Source organism: Novosphingobium sp. BL-A-41-Hi4A-0G, from assembly GCF_055521735.1.
The window spans coordinates 3,104,180-3,120,810 of record NZ_CM145501.1; the positions used below are offsets into that span (position 1 = coordinate 3,104,180).

The 16,631-nt window shown below is 64.0% G+C and carries 19 protein-coding genes; 12 read left to right on the forward strand and 7 right to left on the reverse strand.

Going from position 1 to position 16,631, the window contains the following annotated elements:
* Positions 1-32 precede the first annotated feature (32 nt).
* Positions 33-191, forward strand: coding sequence for a hypothetical protein (locus ACZ1JX_RS15015; protein WP_158637709.1), 159 nt, complete (start codon positions 33-35; stop codon positions 189-191).
* A 151-nt stretch (positions 192-342) separates the two neighbouring features.
* Here the strand turns inward: ACZ1JX_RS15015 and ACZ1JX_RS15020 are convergent, their stop codons facing one another.
* The gene (locus ACZ1JX_RS15020) at positions 343-786 is read right to left on the reverse strand and encodes a CopD family protein (RefSeq protein ID WP_465124319.1); all 444 of its coding nucleotides are present in this window, start codon (positions 784-786) and stop codon (positions 343-345) included.
* A 160-nt stretch (positions 787-946) separates the two neighbouring features.
* Positions 947-1,987 (reverse strand): uroporphyrinogen decarboxylase, encoded by a 1,041-nt coding sequence (gene hemE, locus ACZ1JX_RS15025; protein ID WP_465124320.1) that lies wholly within the window; start codon positions 1,985-1,987, stop codon positions 947-949.
* Positions 1,988-2,334: 347 nt separating this feature from the next.
* Between hemE and ACZ1JX_RS15030 the strand changes: the two genes are divergently transcribed.
* The 10 genes from ACZ1JX_RS15030 (at position 2,335) to ACZ1JX_RS15075 (ending at position 8,955) form a co-directional block, all read left to right on the forward strand.
* Complete coding sequence (locus ACZ1JX_RS15030) at positions 2,335-3,174, forward strand: pyruvate, water dikinase regulatory protein (RefSeq protein WP_465124321.1); 840 nt, start codon at positions 2,335-2,337, stop codon at positions 3,172-3,174.
* A complete protein-coding gene (locus tag ACZ1JX_RS15035) occupies positions 3,171-3,758 on the forward strand; it encodes a nucleoside triphosphate pyrophosphatase (protein WP_465124322.1) in 588 nt (195 codons plus the stop codon). The genes ACZ1JX_RS15030 and ACZ1JX_RS15035 overlap by 4 nt, the downstream gene beginning before the upstream one ends.
* The gene (gene aroE, locus ACZ1JX_RS15040) at positions 3,755-4,612 is read left to right on the forward strand and encodes a shikimate dehydrogenase (RefSeq protein ID WP_465124323.1); all 858 of its coding nucleotides are present in this window, start codon (positions 3,755-3,757) and stop codon (positions 4,610-4,612) included. The genes ACZ1JX_RS15035 and aroE overlap by 4 nt, the downstream gene beginning before the upstream one ends.
* The gene (gene coaE, locus ACZ1JX_RS15045) at positions 4,609-5,214 is read left to right on the forward strand and encodes a dephospho-CoA kinase (protein WP_465124324.1); all 606 of its coding nucleotides are present in this window, start codon (positions 4,609-4,611) and stop codon (positions 5,212-5,214) included. The genes aroE and coaE overlap by 4 nt, the downstream gene beginning before the upstream one ends.
* A 48-nt stretch (positions 5,215-5,262) precedes the next feature.
* A complete protein-coding gene (gene dnaQ / locus ACZ1JX_RS15050; protein WP_465124325.1) occupies positions 5,263-5,967 on the forward strand; it encodes a DNA polymerase III subunit epsilon in 705 nt (234 codons plus the stop codon).
* A gap of 57 nt (positions 5,968-6,024) precedes the next feature.
* A complete protein-coding gene (gene hpf, locus ACZ1JX_RS15055; protein WP_465124326.1) occupies positions 6,025-6,609 on the forward strand; it encodes a ribosome hibernation-promoting factor, HPF/YfiA family in 585 nt (194 codons plus the stop codon).
* 230 nt (positions 6,610-6,839) lie between these two features.
* Positions 6,840-7,301, forward strand: a complete 462-nt coding sequence (locus ACZ1JX_RS15060) for a PTS sugar transporter subunit IIA (RefSeq protein ID WP_465124327.1) — start codon at positions 6,840-6,842, stop codon at positions 7,299-7,301.
* Positions 7,291-7,785 carry a PaaI family thioesterase gene (locus ACZ1JX_RS15065; RefSeq protein ID WP_465124328.1) on the forward strand — a complete coding sequence of 165 codons (495 nt, stop codon included), beginning with the start codon at positions 7,291-7,293 and terminating at the stop codon, positions 7,783-7,785. The genes ACZ1JX_RS15060 and ACZ1JX_RS15065 overlap by 11 nt, the downstream gene beginning before the upstream one ends.
* Complete coding sequence (locus ACZ1JX_RS15070) at positions 7,785-8,126, forward strand: DUF1491 family protein (protein ID WP_465124329.1); 342 nt, start codon at positions 7,785-7,787, stop codon at positions 8,124-8,126. Before ACZ1JX_RS15065 ends, ACZ1JX_RS15070 begins: the two co-directional genes overlap by 1 nt.
* 211 nt (positions 8,127-8,337) lie before the next feature.
* Positions 8,338-8,955 (forward strand): cell wall hydrolase, encoded by a 618-nt coding sequence (locus ACZ1JX_RS15075; protein ID WP_465124330.1) that lies wholly within the window; start codon positions 8,338-8,340, stop codon positions 8,953-8,955.
* Positions 8,956-9,136: 181 nt separating this feature from the next.
* Here the strand turns inward: ACZ1JX_RS15075 and purH are convergent, their stop codons facing one another.
* From purH to rpe, 3 genes are read right to left on the reverse strand one after another with little or no spacing between them, the layout of a single operon-like run.
* Positions 9,137-10,726: a bifunctional phosphoribosylaminoimidazolecarboxamide formyltransferase/IMP cyclohydrolase gene (purH, locus tag ACZ1JX_RS15080; RefSeq protein ID WP_465124331.1), complete on the reverse strand. Its 1,590-nt coding sequence runs from the start codon at positions 10,724-10,726 to the stop codon at positions 9,137-9,139.
* A 14-nt stretch (positions 10,727-10,740) separates the two neighbouring features.
* Positions 10,741-12,639: a heparinase II/III family protein gene (locus ACZ1JX_RS15085; RefSeq protein ID WP_465124332.1), complete on the reverse strand. Its 1,899-nt coding sequence runs from the start codon at positions 12,637-12,639 to the stop codon at positions 10,741-10,743.
* A 1-nt stretch (position 12,640) separates the two neighbouring features.
* Entirely contained in the window at positions 12,641-13,312 is a 672-nt protein-coding gene (rpe, locus tag ACZ1JX_RS15090) for a ribulose-phosphate 3-epimerase (protein ID WP_465124333.1), read from the reverse strand.
* Positions 13,313-13,653: 341 nt separating this feature from the next.
* On the opposite strand from rpe, the gene ACZ1JX_RS15095 reads away from it, so the two are divergent.
* Positions 13,654-14,148 carry a DUF2141 domain-containing protein gene (locus ACZ1JX_RS15095; RefSeq protein ID WP_465124334.1) on the forward strand — a complete coding sequence of 165 codons (495 nt, stop codon included), beginning with the start codon at positions 13,654-13,656 and terminating at the stop codon, positions 14,146-14,148.
* A gap of 210 nt (positions 14,149-14,358) precedes the next feature.
* On the opposite strand, the gene ACZ1JX_RS15100 is transcribed toward ACZ1JX_RS15095, so the two are convergent.
* Positions 14,359-15,117 (reverse strand): phosphocholine cytidylyltransferase family protein, encoded by a 759-nt coding sequence (locus ACZ1JX_RS15100; RefSeq protein WP_465124335.1) that lies wholly within the window; start codon positions 15,115-15,117, stop codon positions 14,359-14,361.
* Positions 15,118-15,458: 341 nt separating this feature from the next.
* Complete coding sequence (locus tag ACZ1JX_RS15105; RefSeq protein WP_465124336.1) at positions 15,459-16,559, reverse strand: inositol-3-phosphate synthase; 1,101 nt, start codon at positions 16,557-16,559, stop codon at positions 15,459-15,461.
* Between the last annotated feature and the right edge of the window lie 72 nt (positions 16,560-16,631).

Below are 16,631 nucleotides of genomic sequence, written 5' to 3' on the forward strand. Positions count from 1 at the left end.
CCGGAAAACCGGCCCATGCGAGAGGAACGACCATGATCAGACTACCCCGCCGCGCCGGCGAATTCCCCCGACCCCAAGCCCACGATGCCCCGGCCAACGCTTGGGGCTCGCAATGGAAGCACCTGCCGCGTTCGCCGATGACGCTCGTGCGCACAGCAATGGGCGAAGGCTTGCGGACCTTGCGCGGCTGAAAAAGGATTTCTCACGCAAAGACGCAAAGGCGCGAAGATGTTGCGCGTGAGCGAAGCCTGTTGAATCTTCGCAATAGACTTTGATCGGCACAAACGGCCTGCGGCAATCGCTACCTCTTTGCGCCTTTGCGTCTTTGCGTGAGACCAAAAATCAGAACGGCTTCACGATCACCATGATGACGATCACCGCGGCGGCCATGCCCGGGATCTCGTTGAGCATGCGCAGCTTCTTGCCCGAAAGCTTGCGGACGCCCTGCGCCAGTGCCTGCGCATAGCTTGCTAGCCAGAACTGGTAGGCGGTCAGCACCAGCACGAACGCCAGCTTGAGGTGGAACCAGCCTTGGGCAAACGCGCCGATGTCCATGGCGAGCGCAAGGCCCAGCACCCAGACCACCACCAGCGCCGGCCACATGATGATCTTCATCAGCTTGCGCTCGCGGTCGACCCAGATCGCGTTCTCGGGCGAACCTTCCGGCGCTTCCTGGTGATAGACGAAGAAGCGCGGTAGCATGAACAGGCCGGCCATCCAGAAGATCACGAAGATGACATGGCCCGCCTTGAGCCAGAGATAGAGCATCGCCAATACCTGCTGCATGATGTGCGTTTCCGCCTGCCAATGCGCCCCTGCTGAGGGCTATTTCGGCGCGGTAACGGTGGTTTGCAAGACGTCCTGAAAACTTGCGGGTGCCCCTCCACCATCCTGCGGATGGTCCCCCTCCCTCCCGGCCTTCGCCAGGACAGGCCGGGGAGGAATCTTACCGCGACCAGCCCCGCACGACCTTCAGCAGCGCCTCGACGTTGGCGATCGGGGTGTGCTGGCCGATACCGTGGCCCAGGTTGAACACGTGCGGGCGGTCAGCGAAGGCTTCGAGCACGCGGATCGTCTGGGCTTCCAGTTCCGGCCCGCCCGAAAGCAGCAGCAGCGGATCGAGATTGCCCTGCACCGGCATCCCTGCAGGCAGTTCGCGCGCGGCCCACAGCGGGTCGATGGTCTCGTCCACACCCACCGCATTGATGCCGGTCTCGCGGGCATAGGCGGCAAGCTTTTCGCCCGCGCCCTTGGGGAAGCCGATGACCGGAACGTGCGGATAGCGACGCTGCATTTCGGCCGCGATCTTGGCATTGGGGGCGATGACCCAGCGTTCAAACTGTGCGGGCGAGAGGCTGCCTGCCCATGAATCGAAAAGCTGCAGGCCTTGTGCGCCTGCTTCGACCTGACCCGACAGGTATTCGATGGTCACCGCGCTGATCGCATCGATGATCGCCTGGAACGCGCCCGGATCGCGATAGGCCAGCGCGCGGGTGTCGTGATGATCGCGGCTGCCTTCGCCTGCCACCATGTAGGTCGCAACCGTCCACGGAGAGCCTGCAAAGCCCAGCAGTGTCGTCTCAGGGCTGATCTGCGCCTTCACCTTGGCCACCGTCTCGTAGATCGGCGTCAGGCGCTCAGGCACCGCCACAAGGCTGTCCAGCGCCACGTCGAGCAGGCGGGGCGAAAGGTCTGGGCCTTCGCCGACGAGAAACTTGAGATCCTGCCCCATCGCATAGGGCACGATCAGGATATCGGAAAACAGGATCGCGCCATCGAAGCCGAAGCGGCGGATCGGCTGCACGGTCACTTCGGCGGCGGCATCGGTATCATAGACCAGCGCGAGAAATCCGCCCTTCTCGGCGCGCAACTCGCGATATTCGGGAAGGTAGCGGCCAGCCTGGCGCATGAGCCAGATCGGGCGTTGTGCGAGGTTCTCGCCGCGCAGAGTCCGAAGGAGAGGGCCAGCTTCCGGGGTTTCGGACATCGTGCGTCGATCCATTCTACTTAAACTAGATTCTTAGAATCAGGTTGATGGTGTTAGTTGGCCCTGTGGAAACCGGGGATTGCACTCGTCTGCCCGATTTGTGAGTCACCTTCCACACTTTTCGGTGTTCGCGACTCTGGACAGACCATGAGTCAACGCGAAGTTCTCACCGCTCTCCACAGGCTGGGGAAAACCCTGTCCACTTGTCCACAACTGGACTGCAAGCGGACTCGGATCGGGTGTGAAATTGGCCTCCAAACTTGTCCCCGGTCCTCTCCCGTGGTTTATCAGGCCACTGTCCACAGGGTCATGCCCATGAGGGTCTACCCGCACCAGAAAGCCCGCAAATGCAGCGCCTGCACCTGCACCTGCTGTCGGATTCCACCGGCGAGACGCTGGAAATGATCGCCAAGGCGGCACTGGCGCAGTTCGATGGGGCCGATGTCGTGCGCCATTTCTGGCCGATGGTGCGCTCGATGCAGCACCTCGATCGTATCATGGGTGAAATCGCCGCAAATCCCGGCCTCGTGCTTTATACCCTGGTCAATGCCGAGACCCGCGAACGGCTCGAACAGCGCTGCATCGCCCTTGGCCTGCCCAGCGTCGCCGCGCTCGATACCGTGACCGACGCGCTGCAGCAGCAGCTGGGCGTTCAGGCAAAGGGGCGTCCCGGTCGCCAGCACATGATGGACGAAGCCTATTTCGCCCGCGTCGACGCGATCCAGTTCACCATCGCGCACGATGACGGGGTTAACTGGGAGAACTGGGAAGAGGCCGACATCGTGCTGGCGGGCGTCTCGCGCAGCTCGAAGACGCCGACCTCGATCTATCTTGCCAACCGTGGCTACAAGGTGGCGAACATCCCCATCGTGGTGGAAAGCCCGCCCCCGCCGATGCTGTTCTCGTTGCGCCGCCCGCTGGTCGTGGGCCTGACCACCAGCCCCGAACGCCTGATCGCGGTGCGCCGCAACCGCCTGCTCTCGCTGAACCAGGCGCCCGAGACCGCCTATGTCGACAACGATCAGGTGACGCGCGAAGTCCAGTACGCGCGGCGCATGTTTGCCGACAACGGCTGGCCGGTGATCGACGTCTCGCGCCGCTCGATCGAGGAAACGGCGGCCGCCGTGATCAATCTCTACAACGAACGCACCGCTGGCGCCGGGGGCGATGGAGCAAAACCGATATGACACTCGTTCTCGCGAGCCAGAGCTACTCGCGAAAGATGATGCTGGAAGCCGCAGGCGTGCCGTTCGAGGCGCGCTCGTCCGATGTCGATGAAGGTGCGATCAAGCGCGAGCTGATCGGCGTGTCCGGCTGCCAGATCGCGACCGTGCTGGCCGAGGCCAAGGCACTGGCGGTTTCGCTGGGTCTGCCAGGCCGTCTCGTCCTGGGTGGGGATTCGCTGGTCGAAGTCTGTGGCCGCCAGTTCGACAAGCCGACAAGCCGCGAGAATGCTGCCGAACATCTCGAATTCTTCTCCGGCAAGGAGATGCACCTCCATTCCGCCGCCGTTCTGATGCGCGATGGCAAGGTGGTGTGGAAAACCTGCGAGACCGCAAAACTGCAGGTTCGCGAGCTTTCTCCCCAGTTTATCCAGAGCTATCTCGACAGGGAGTGGCCTGCCGTTTCGGGCTGCGTCGGCGTGTTCCGGATCGAGGCGCTGGGCGTCCAACTGTTCGAACAGATCGACGGCAGCCACTTCACCGTGCTGGGAATGCCGCTATTGGCGCTGCTCGACGCCTTGCGAGGCCAAGGAGAGCTGCCGTCTTGAGTGTACCTTATGCCGAAGTGATCGGCGATCCGATCGCACAGTCCAAATCGCCGGTGATCCACGGCTTCTGGCTCGAAAAGCTGGGCCTGGAAGGCCGCTACGACCGCGCGCATGTGAAGGGCGAGGGGCTGGTCGACTACCTCGCATCGCGCCGCGCCGATTCCGACTGGCGCGGTTGCAACGTGACGATGCCGCACAAGCAGGCGGTCATCCCCTTGCTCGACCGGCTCGATCCGCTTGCCGAACGCATCGGTGCGGTAAACACCATCGTGCCCGAGGACGGCGCGCTGGTGGGCTACAACACCGACGCACCCGGCTTCCTCGAACCCCTGCGCGATGATCTGGCGAAAACGCACTATTTCCGCATGGCCCGCGTGCTCGGCACCGGGGGCGCTGCCCGCGCGATCATCGCAGCGCTGGCGGATGAGCACATGATCGTGGTTCTCGCCGGTCGCAACGTGGACAAGGCGCGCGCGCTGCTCGATGAACTCGACCCGCATGGCGAGCACCACGTCGCCCCGCTCGATCACTTCGCCGACGCCACCGATTTCGCCTTCGACGACCGCGAAGGTTGTTATGACCTCATCGTCAACGCGTCGTCACTCGGCATGACCGGGCAACCCCCGCTCGCCTTCGACATGACCCACGCCCCGCCGGGCTCGGTGTTCTACGACATCGTTACCAGCCCGCTCGAAACCGATTTCCTGAAAGCTGCCAAGGCTGCAGACTTTCGTACCGTCGATGGCCTGTCGATGCTGATCGGTCAGGCCGACCACGCCTTCCGCCGCTTCTTCGGCGCCACTCCGCCGCGCGGGCAGGCGGACGCAGAGCTGCGCGCAAGGATACTGGCATGAGCCGCCCCTACGTCATGGGTCTCACCGGCTCGATCGGCATGGGCAAGTCCGCCGTCGCGCTGATGCTGCGCGAGCTGGGCGTGCCGGTGTTCGATGCCGACGCCGCGGTCCACCACCTGCAAGGCCCCGGCGGCGAACTGCTCCCTGCCATCGAAGCCGCCTTCCCCGGCACCACCGGTCCGGAAGGGGTGAAGCGGCAGGAACTCGGGGCCAAGGTTTTTGGCGATCCCGAGGCCCTCAAGCGCCTCGAAGCCATCGTCCACCCCGCCGTCGCCCGGATGCGCGAGGCCTTCATGATCGAGCACATGGGCGAACCGCTCGTCGTGTTCGACATTCCGCTGCTTTACGAGAAGGGCCACGGCAAGGATCTCGACGCGGTCATGGTCGTCTCCGCCCCCGCCCCCGTCCAGCGGACACGCGTCCTCGCCCGCCCCGGCATGACGGCGGAAAAGTTCGCCCACATCCTCTCGCTGCAGGTGCCCGATGCCGAAAAGCGCGCGCGGGCAGATCACGTGATCGACACCGGCGTCACTCTGGCCGAGACGGAACGACAGGTGGCTGCGCTGGTTGCGGCGATACGGGAAAAAAACCCGCGTCGGTAACCGTTGCGCCCCTTGCCAGCCCCCATTTGCGGGTCCACATATTCTTCAATGCGTGAGATCGTTTTCGATACCGAGACGACCGGGCTTGATCCCAGAAGTGGCGATCGGCTGGTCGAGATCGGTTGCGTCGAAATGGTCAACCGGGTGCCCACGGGCGCGGTTTACCATTGCTACTTCAACCCCGAGCGCGACATGCCGGCAGAGGCCGAGGCCGTCCACGGCCTGTCCATCGCGTTCCTGACCGACAAGCCCAAGTTCGCCGAAAGGGCGGGCGAGCTGCTCGATTTCATCGCCGATTCGCCGATGGTCGCGCACAATGCGGGCTTTGACTTCGGCTTCATCAACAACGAGCTGGAAATGTGCGGGCTTGAGCCCGTCAGCCGGGACCGCATGGTCGATACGGTGGCCATCGCCCGCCGCAAGCACCCCGGCGCCAAGCTCAGCCTCGATGCCTTGTGCACGCGCTACGGCATAGACCGCAGCCACCGCACCAAGCACGGGGCGCTACTGGACGCGGAACTGCTCGCCCAACTCTACGTAGAGTTGATGGGCGGCAGGCAGATCGGCCTCGAACTGGCGGCAGACGTCGCCGGGCAGAGCGCCGGAATCGTCGTGACGCAGGAGACCGTCCTGGCTTCCTCGCGTCTGACCCGCGCATTCCGTTCCCCGCGCCCGCATGCCGCGAGCGAGGAGGAGCTGGCCCGCCATGCCGAATTCATGGCGGGTTTCAGCGAGCCGATCTGGTCGCGCTGACGCCGCAGGGCGAAAGTGCAACGGGTCTGCTTGCCCGAATGACAGGAGAAGTGGCTTATGGATATTCGCGTTTCGGGACACCAGGTCGATACCGGCGCTGCCTTGCAGACCCATGCGGAAGAGCGCCTCGGCGCCATCGTCGACAAGCACTTTTCCCGAGCGCTTTCCTCGCACGTGACCATGGGGAAGGCACCGCACGGCGGCTTCCGATGTGACATCGTCACGCACGTGACACAGGGGTTGATCCTGAAAGGGAGCGCCATCGCGCAGGACGCGCACATCGCGCTCGACCAGTCGGCCGAGAAGATCGAGAAGCAGCTGCGCCGCTATCGCCGCCGCATCAAGGATCGCCACGAAGGCGCCGATCACGCACGCAAGACCGATGAGGCAAACTTCGAGGTGCAGGAAGCGGCCTATACCGTGTTCGCGCATGACGAAGTGGGCGAGGAAGAACCCGCAGATGCGCCGCTGGTCATTGCCGAAACCCGCGTCGACGTGCCAACTGCCAGCGTTTCGGATGCGGTGATGATGCTCGATCTGCGCAACACCAACGCCCTGCTGTTCAAGAACGCCGGCACCGGCGTCCACAACATGGTCTATCGCCGCGGCGATGGCTCGATCGGCTGGGTTGAGCCCAAGTAAAGGACCCTCACACTCTACCTTCGTCATTGCGAGCCCGCGAAGCGGGAGAAGCAATCCGGAGCGGCCTTGCAAAGGCGCCTGATCGCTTTTCCCAGCTCGCAATGACGAAAGTTTATCGCAGGTCTTCGCCAAAGCGTTTCCAAATGCTTTGCGCTTGCGTTCCTAACCAATCGGGAGCATTGCGCGCCCCAATTCACCGTGCCTTTGCACTCATGTGATACGTCATCCGTATGTCGGTTATCTTCACCCTTGATCCTCAGGCCGTCCGCGTGGTGCGCGCGGATTCCAAGCAGCAGATCCTTACCGATCTCGCGCGCTGCTTCGCGTCGGTCTACGGGCTGGACGAAGGCGTGGTGATTGACGGGATCGAGGATCGCGAAAAGCTCGGCAGCACCGGCTTCGGACGTGGCGTTGCCATTCCCCACGCCCGGATCGATGGGTTGGAGCGTCCGGTTGCGGCTTTCTTCCGCCTTCAAAATCCGGTCGAATTTGCCGCTGCCGATGGCATGCCGGTCGATTGCGTATTCGGCCTGCTCTCGCCCTCGCAGGCAGGGGCAACGCACCTCCAGGCGCTGGCCGCCATCTCGCGGCTGATGCGGGACGAGCGGATGCACGAACGCCTCGTCTCCGCGCCCGATGCCGAGGCGCTCTACGGGTTGCTCGTCAACGTCATCGATCGCGATGCCGCCTGAACCAGCGGGGGACAGCGCCAGCCTGCATTGGCGCGCGCTCGAAGGTCTCTATGCTTCGGCCCCGGTCAATACGCTGTTCGAATCGCGGCTCGAGATTGTCGGTGAAGGCCTTTCGCGCATCCATTTTGACGTGACTCCGGCCTGTTTCCACGCTGCCGGCGCGGCGCATGGCACGATCTACTTCAAGATGCTCGACGATGCCGCCTTCTACGCGGCCAATACCCTCGTCACCGACCGTTTCCTGCTGACGACTTCGTTCAACCTGTTTTTCAGTCGCCCGATCAAGGGCGGACGCGTTATCGCCGAAGGTCGCTGGGTCTCGGGCCGCCGCCGCGTGCTCGTCGCCGAAGCGCGACTGATCGATGAGGACGGCGAGGAAGTGGGGCGCGGCACCGGCACGTTCCAGCGCTCGCGCATCCCGCTTTCGAGCCTTGATGGCTACAACGCCGGCCTGCGCGAAGCGCTCGCCAGTCCGTCAAAGTGATGGACACGCGCCTCCCCGCCCACATCGAAGTCAATGGTCTGGTCCGCGCCGCGCAAGCTGTCGGCGGCTTTGCCATGGTCCTGCAGAAGGGTGAACGGGATGCCGGAACCATCCTGATAGTTTTCCTTGATAATCAGGACCTTGGTACGCTCTACGAACGGATGCCGGACATCGACGGCACCCGGAAATGGCGCGTTTCCAAGTCTCAAGTAATTGACAATAAACAGGAATTTGAAGACTATCTGGAACGTCGCAAGTCCCAGGACCGCGACTTGTGGATAGTTGAACTGACTGTCGCGGATCGCGAACGGTTCGTCCGGGACAACCTGTCCTCAGCCTGAACATGGGTTGACTTTGCCGCAGCGCACAATAAAGGCGCGCTACCGATTTTTGCGCAGGCGGTGACGGGCGGCATTGAAGCCAATCGCACTGGCACGCAGACGGGGGGTAACCAACATGGCCCTTCGGCATCCGGCCGCGATGCGGATTTTCCGCGGATCGTGGTCCTTGTCGCGCCATGGATGGAAGCTCACCGCCCATTGACGATACAGTATGAGCAACAAGTTCAAGTACGCAGCATCGCTGAGCATCGCTGCGACATTCATCACAACGCTTCTCAGCACGGGCGGATCCCATGCCGCCGCACAGGGCATCAATGCCCCGGTTGCCTCCGCCGCAACCTTCATCTCCCAGCCCGTGGTTCAGCCCGTTGCCACTGCAACGCCGGAAACCACCGCCGAAGCCGATACCGCCAATGCGGATTCGCTGGTCGAGCTGGTCGAGGAAACCCAGATTCCCGCTACGCTTTCGAACGAGCTCGAGTGCCTTGCAGGCGCCGTCTATTTCGAGGCCAAGAGCGAAACCCTTGCAGGCCAGCTGGCCGTGGGCCGCGTGATCGTCGCGCGCGCCAATTCGGGCCGCTTCCCTTCGTCGTACTGCGGTGTCGTGTACCAGCCCTCGCAGTTCTCGTTCATTCGCGGGCACGCGATGCCCGCGATCAACCGCGACAGCCGCGCCTGGCAGACCGCCGTCCGCATTGCCCGCATTGCCGATGAAGGCCTGTGGAAGAGCCCGGTCGAAGGCGCGATGTTCTTCCACGCCGCGCACGTCTCGCCCCGCTGGGCCAAGACGCGCATGGCCCGCGTGGACAGCCACATCTTCTATCGCTGAATTTCGGCTAGCCTGGACGGCAGGAAAAAAGGGCCGGTCCCCCGCGGGGCCGGCCCTTTTTCTATGTTTCTGACTGCAACGTTGGCGCGATACCCACCCCGCTGGCCTGCAGCTCGACAAGTCTCGCACCCCTCCCGCAAGCGGGAGGGGTGGGGGGTGGGCAAGCAGCACTTGCTGTGCTTCAGTGCCGGAAGTGGCGCATGCCGGTGAAGACCATGGCAAGTCCCGCTTCGTCAGCCGCCTTGATCACGTCCTCGTCACGGATCGAGCCGCCCGGCTGGATCACGCAAGTCGCGCCCGCTTCCACTGCGGCCATCAGGCCGTCGGCGAACGGGAAGAACGCGTCCGAAGCCACGGCAGAGCCCACCGTGCGCACTTCGGTAAAGTTGTGCGTCTCGGCCGCTTCCTTGGCCTTGGCAGCGGCGATGCGCGAGCTGTCGCGGCGGTTCATCTGGCCAGCGCCGATGCCTGCTGTCACCCCGTCCTTGGCATAGACGATGGCGTTCGACTTGACGTGCTTGGCCACGGTCCACGCGAACAGCGCGTCTTCCAGCTCCTGCTCGGTCGGCGCGCGCCTGGTCACGACCTTGAGGTCGGCCTTTTCGATCTTGCCTGCGTCGCGATCCTGCACCAGCAAGCCGCCCGCGATCGGCACGGTGACCAGACCCTTGCGGTTGGCGTCGGGCAGGCTGTCGATCAGCAGCAGGCGCAGGTTCTTCTTGCGCGCGAAGGCCTCCTTCGCCGCATCATCGGCACCCGGCGCAACAACGACTTCGGTGAAGATCTCGCAGATCGCGTTCGCGGTCGGGCCATCAAGCGGCACGTTGGTCGCCACGATCCCGCCGAATGCCGAGACCGAATCGCATTCCAGCGCATCCTTCCACGCATCGAGCAACGTGTCCGCCGTGGCGACGCCGCAAGGATTGGCGTGCTTGACGATGACGACGGTTGGCTTGGCGCCGGCGAACTCTGCCACCAGTTCCAGCGCCGCATTGGCGTCGTTGTAGTTGTTGTAGGACAGCTCCTTGCCCTGAACCTGGGTCGCCTGCGGCAGCCCGGTCACGGCGGGGTTGCGCGGCACATAGAGCGCCGCGTCCTGATGCGGGTTCTCGCCATAGCGCAGCGTGGTCACGCGGGTGTGCGCGGCGGCGAGGACGGGCGGGAAGTGCTCGCCCTGATCCACGGTCGCGAACCACTGCGAAATCGCCGAGTCATAGGCCGCCGTCGCCGCATAGGCCTTGGCCGCCATCTTGCGGCGGAAGGCCAGCGTGGTTGCGCCGCCGGTCTGCTCCAGTTCGCCGAGGAACGTGGCATAGTCCGCAGCGTCGGTCAGGATCGTCACGTAATCGTGGTTCTTGGCGGCAGAGCGCACCATCGAAGGCCCGCCGATGTCGATGTTCTCGATCACCTCGTCGCGCTCGGCACCCTTGGCCACGGTCGCTTCGAACGGATAGAGGTTGACCACGACCAGATCGATCGCGCCGATCTGGTGTCCGGCCATCGCGGCGGCATGTTCGGGATTGTCGCGCACCGCCAGCAGCCCGCCATGGATCGTGGGGTGCAGCGTCTTGACGCGGCCGTCCATCATTTCGGGGAAGCCGGTGTGCTCCGACACGTCCTTCACCGTAAGCCCTGCATCGCGCAGCGCCTTGGCCGTGCCGCCGGTCGAAAGCAGCTCGACGCCGCGCGCTGCCAGCGCCTTGCCAAGATCCACAAGACCGGACTTGTCGGACACCGAAAGCAGCGCCCGCTTGATCGTAACCTCGCTCACGTGGGAATTCCTATCTATCGCATCTTCTTCAGCAGCCAGGAGAAGCTCTCTCCGCTGCGGGGAACCTTGGCCGTCACGACCAATTGCCGCGTGCCGATAGGCCTTCCGAGCCCGTCTGCCCAGAGGCTTTCCTCGATTCCGACCGCATCGCGGCCAGATCGGAACTGCCACAGGCTGCCATCGGGCAAAGAGAGCGTCACGCCCTTGCCATCGGCACTTGCGGCCAGCTCGATATGCGGGCCGAGGTGGAAACGCAGCGCCACCCCGATCATGCCGCGCTTGCCCTTGCGTCCGGCGGGCACCAGCAGATCCTCGCCGCGCAACTCGGTGCCATCGTCACGCAGGATCAGGATGCGGCGGTGGACCAGACCATAGCGCCCGACATAGCCGTTATGGCTCGCCTCGATCCGTGTCGCGCCCGGCCCGGTGCCCTCTGCCGAAAGCGTGCGCCGGTCGACTTCGACCTCGGACACGCCCGAGCCGAGCCGCCCGTTGATCAGCACTGCGGTCGAGTTGAAGTCGTCGATGGTCAGCGTCGAATGCGCCGCCGTTGCGCGCAGGCCCTGTTCGAGCCGCAGCGGGATCAGCCCGCCCGCAAAGGCCGCGCCCCCGCAGTTGACGATCAGCCGCTCCGCCCCGTGGCTGAATTCGAAGGCCAGCGTGGAGGCGCAGCCATCACGGGTGTGGCGGGCGACCGGCGGGGGCCCTGCATCGAACTGCAGCACCGCCTTGCCCGCGCTCGCGCGCTGGTATCCCCACTGCCGCGCATCGCGCAAAGGCCGCGTGCGGACGCCGCTGGCACGCACGACCTGTTCGATCCGCTCGGCCGAAACCGCGCCCGCGCCCTGCCAGTTGCCTAAGCCGCCATCGCCGTGGAGCAGCGCCAGCAGTGGTGGCACCAGCAGCGTCAGCATCGTCTGGATCTGCGGCAGCGGTTCGGATCGCACCGCTTCGTAGCAGGCGCGCAAGCTGACCAGCAGCTCGATCGCCTCGATCTGGCAGAGCGGGCTGCGCGACAGCACCCCGCCATCATCCCCCACCAGCTCACCCAGCGCGCGCACCAGCCCGGCTTCGCCATAGAGGCGGCGCGGCTTGCCATCGGCCATGAGCAGGCCCACCGCCACCAGCGCACACCAGCCCGCCACTTCCGAAAGCCGGTCATCCGCCTTGGTGACCCTCCGGTCGAGCCAGCGCGCGGTATCCTCGATGGTGTGCAGCACTTTCGAACGGAACGCGCGGTCCTGCCCCGAAAGCACCAGCGGTGCATGGACCATCCAGTTGAGCAAGCGGTGCCCGACATTGCCCACGTCCCACGCAGGCGTCGGGTCAGGCTTGGGGTTGGCGGCAAGCCAGGTGGCAAGGATTCGCTCGGCCACTTGCGCGCACTGTGCCCGCGTGCCGCCCGATTCCAGATCGCGCAACCAGCGGAAGCCGTGAACCATGCGCTCGAACGCGGGCGGCAGGCGCGGCCCCGAGAACGCGGTGTCGGCAATCGGAGACTTGAAGCCGTGGACCAGGAAATGTCCGGCCCGCAGCGCCTTGCCGGCAGCAGGATCGCCCGGCAGGGGCGGCGTGACGGTGGCGGTCAGCCGGGTCTTGCCCCGCTTGCGGAACGGATGGACCGCGCTTGCCGGAAGCCCGAGCCCGTAGGCAAAGCGCACCAGCCTGTCGCCCGCGCCCAGCGAAGGCGGCGCGAAATCGGTCAGCGCCAGTGCGCGTCCCGGCTCGATGATCGAAGGATCGGGGCGGTCGTCGTCCAGCGCAACGTAGCGGACTGTTGGCTCGTCACTGACAGGCGGGGTTTCGGCCAGCGGTTCCTCCTTCGTCGCCTCGAGCGGGATGGCGGATGAGCCAGCAGCAGGCGAACGGTCCGCCGTGCGGCTTCCAAGGTCAGGGAAGCCGCGGGTCGCCATCTCAGCCTTCGCCCCCGCCCAGCGCCTTCAGCGCCGCGATGTTCGCGGCATATTGCGAAGGCCCGCCCTTGAACGAGGCCGTCCCGGCAACCAGCACATCGGCGCCTGCATCCACGCAGGAGCGGATGGTGCGCGTGTCGACCCCGCCATCGACCTCAAGGTGAATGTCCCGGCCCGACTTGTCGATCATCTTGCGCACCGCCTCGATCTTGCGAAGCTGGCTGGAGATGAAGCTCTGCCCGCCAAAACCGGGGTTCACGCTCATGATCAGGACCAGGTCGACATCGTCGATCAGGTAATCCAGCATCTTGGCAGGCGTTCCCGGATTGAGCGAGACGCCGGCTTTCTTGCCCAGGCCCTTGATCGCCTGCACGGTGCGGTGGATGTGCGGACCTGCTTCGGGGTGAACGGTGATGATGTCCGCCCCGGCATCGGCAAATGCCTGCAGATAGGCGTCGACCGGCGAGATCATCAGATGCACGTCAAACGGCTTGGCCGTGTGCGGGCGCAGCGCCTTCACCACCATCGGGCCGATCGTGATGTTGGGTACGAAGTGGCCGTCCATCACGTCGACATGGATCCAGTCGGCCCCGGCCGCGTCGATGGCGCGCACTTCTTCACCGAGCCTGGCGAAGTCTGCGGAAAGGATCGACGGCGAAATCAGCGGAGTCATCTGGTTCTTCCTGCGACGGGTGGCAGGCAGATTGCGTGCGCAAAAACGCCAAGGCACGGCCACCCCACGCTTTGCGCTTACCGTTCGCGAATCGGCCGAACAAGCGTTTTGCAGGTCCTTATCCACACGGAATGTCCCGGATTGGATGGGGTTGGAATCCTGAATGCTTGGCGCGGAGGAAATTCAGCCGTTATTCACGCCGCGAATCGTACTTAACGGATGAGAAATCTGCCGGTAATGGTCCGGTGGGGCAGGTAAGCAGCGCTGCACCGTGGTGCAGCAAGGAGCTATCCGGAAACGCGGATTACCTGAAAGACACATCGATATCGGGGCTTTTGAACATGACCAAGCCGAGACGGTTGCGCGCCGCGGCCGCCATTACTGCCACTGCCTTTGCCGCAATTATCGGCGGAAGCACGGCTGCGAGCGCCAATGGCCCCAATTGCGCCGGGCCGGTGAGCGATACCTGGATCAACGTGACGGTCGATGGCGTGCGCAACGGCAACGGGCTTATGGCGGTCACGCTCTATGCCGACGAGCCGCGCAAGTTCCTCGTCAAGAAGGGCTCGATGTACGTCGGCCGCGTCGATGCCACTGCGCCCGAAACGCGCATGTGCCTCTACGTGCCCAAGCCCGGCGTCTATGCGCTTGCCGTCTATCATGACGAGGACGCCAGCCGGAACATCAAGCGCAGCGGCGTTCTCGGTCTGCCCGAGGAAGGCTTCGGCTTTTCCAACAACCCGCCGACGATCGCGAGCATTCCCTCGTTCCGCTCGGTGCGCCTGAACATCTCGAAGTCAGGCCTGTCGACCCGGATTCACCTCAAGTATCCCTGATCGCAGTGTGAAGGCATTGGGCCCCTCCCGCAGGCGGGAGGGGCGAGCCCTTCAGTTCCTCACGCAAAGCCGCAAAGGCGCGAAGATGTTGCGCCGTAAGCGCGACCGTGCGCTCGCGATAAGTCCAGCGGTCATCTGATCACGTGGAGTCGAGACCAGCGCGAGTTCTTCGCGCCTTTGCGGCTTTGCGTGACAATCAAGAAAATCAGCTCATTCGCCTGCTGGCACGCCGATATCGGCAAACGTCCGCGCAAGGTGCCAGGGCGCAAGTTCTTCGGCCAGCGCGTGGGCGCGGGGATCGTCAACGTCCATCCACCACGCATCGTCGATGTCCATCGTGCCTGCCCGGCCGGCATCTGCCAGGCGCTGCATGCCGTCGGACAGGCTTCCGGGCTTGCCCTCGGCAATCGCATCGCGGATCGCCAGCGCAAGTTCCGGCGTCGCGAGGAACGCACCGCAATCGACCGCGTCGTAAGGCGCGATGGTCTTGCCGATGGCGGTGATGCGGCCTTGATCGTCCATCCGCACCCAGGTCGCGTCATCGGGATCGACCAGCGGATTGTCGATGCGACGGTCGACCGCCAGCGTCACCCCGCGATCCGGGCGATCCTCCAGCATCAGCCGCTCGAGAATGTCGGCATCGAACATGTGGTCGGCCATCATCAAGAGATAGTTGCCATCGCAGCGCGTTGCGCCAGCCATAACCGAATGGCCATTGGGCGTCGACCAGTTGGACAGCCGCACCGGCACGATCTCGATCCCTGCACGCAGCGAAAGATCGGCCAGAAACGCTTCGAGCATGTCAGCATGATGGCCGGTCACCACCACGACCCGGGTCACGCCCGCCAGCATCGCCTGACGCACGCCAATCTCGATCAGCGGCACGCCCGCAACAGGGGTGAGCGGCTTCGACGGCGAGAGCTCGGCAAGGCGGCTGCCGTATCCGGCAGCGATGATCAGGGCATCCATGGTCGCTCCGGGTAAAGGTTTCGAAGCCAAATGAAAAGAGTGCCCGTCGGAAGGGGGTAGAAGGAGGTTTCTCGCAGAGACGCAGAGGAAACAGAGAGCGCGAAGAAGGCGGTCATGTCCGAAGGACAGCTTATCCCGGCACCTTCAGGGTTTGACCAAGCCATGATGAGAGCGCGGCTTCGCCGCAAAAACGGTCTCTCTGCGCTCTCTGTTTCCTCTGCGTCTCTGCGAGAAATACCGGTTCAAGCGTCAACCTGTCGCGATCGCCAGCTCCGAAAACGAAAAAGGGCCGACCAGACTTGCGTCCGGCCGGCCCCATATCTCGTGCGTGTAGCGGTCGCTTATTCGGCGGCCAGCTTCTCCACCGAAGCGTACTCGTCAACCATCTGGGCGGCGACGTCGTCGTTGAACTGCTGCGGCGGGTGCTTGCAGAAGTAGGCCGACGGGCCGATCAGCGCGCCGCCTTCGCCACGATCCAGCGCAACCTTGCAGCAACGGATCGCATCCATCACGCAAGCGGCCGAGTTCGGGCTGTCTTCAACCGACAGGCGCAGTTCCAGGTTCATCGGAACGTTGCCCCACTGCTGGCCTTCCATGCGGATGAAGCACAGCTTGTTGTCCTTCTGCCACGGAACATAGTCCGAAGGACCGACGTGGATGTTCTCGTCCTCGAGACGCGTGGCGAGCATGGCCTGCACTGCCTCGGTCTTCGATTCCTTCTTGCTGCCCAGACGCTGGCGGTCGAGCATGTTCATGAAGTCGGTGTTGCCACCGGTGTTGAGCTGGTAGGTGCGCTCGACGTTCACGCCGCGGGCGGCGAACAGGCTGGAGAGCACGCGGTGGACGATGGTTGCACCGACCTGCGCCTTGATGTCGTCGCCGACGATCGGGATGCGCTTCTCGCGGAACTTTGCTTCCCATTCCGGGGTCGAAGCGATAAACACGGGCATGCAGTTGACGACGGCAACGCCGGCTTCAAGTGCGCATTCCATGTAGAACTCGGTGGCTTCCTGCGACCCGACGGGGAGGAAGTTGAGCAGCACTTCTGCGCCCGAATCCTTCAGAGCCTTGACGATGTCGGCCTGGGTGGCTTCGGGCTGGTCAGCCACGATGAAGCCCTTTTCACCGACTGAGGTCATGTGCGCGGCAACGCCGTCAGACACGCGGCCCATGATCACCTTGGCGCCGGTCTGCGGCACGTTGGGCTGGAACACGGTGGTGTTGTTTGGAGCAGCAAAGATGGCTTCGGCGATGTCCTTGCCGACCTTGCGGGCGTCAACATCGACGCCGAGCACGAAATCGACGTCACCGGCGCCATAGCCGCCAATGCGGTCGTGGATGAGGCCCTGCGACGAATTGTTGTTGCGATAGTAGGCTACACCCTGCACCAGCGAACTAGCGCAGTTGCCCACGCCGATCACGGCGACCTTGATTGGCTTCATGAATAACGATCCCTTCAGACAGGCGCCCTGAGGCGGCTGTAATCAAACTGACTCAAAATACCGAAATGCCGT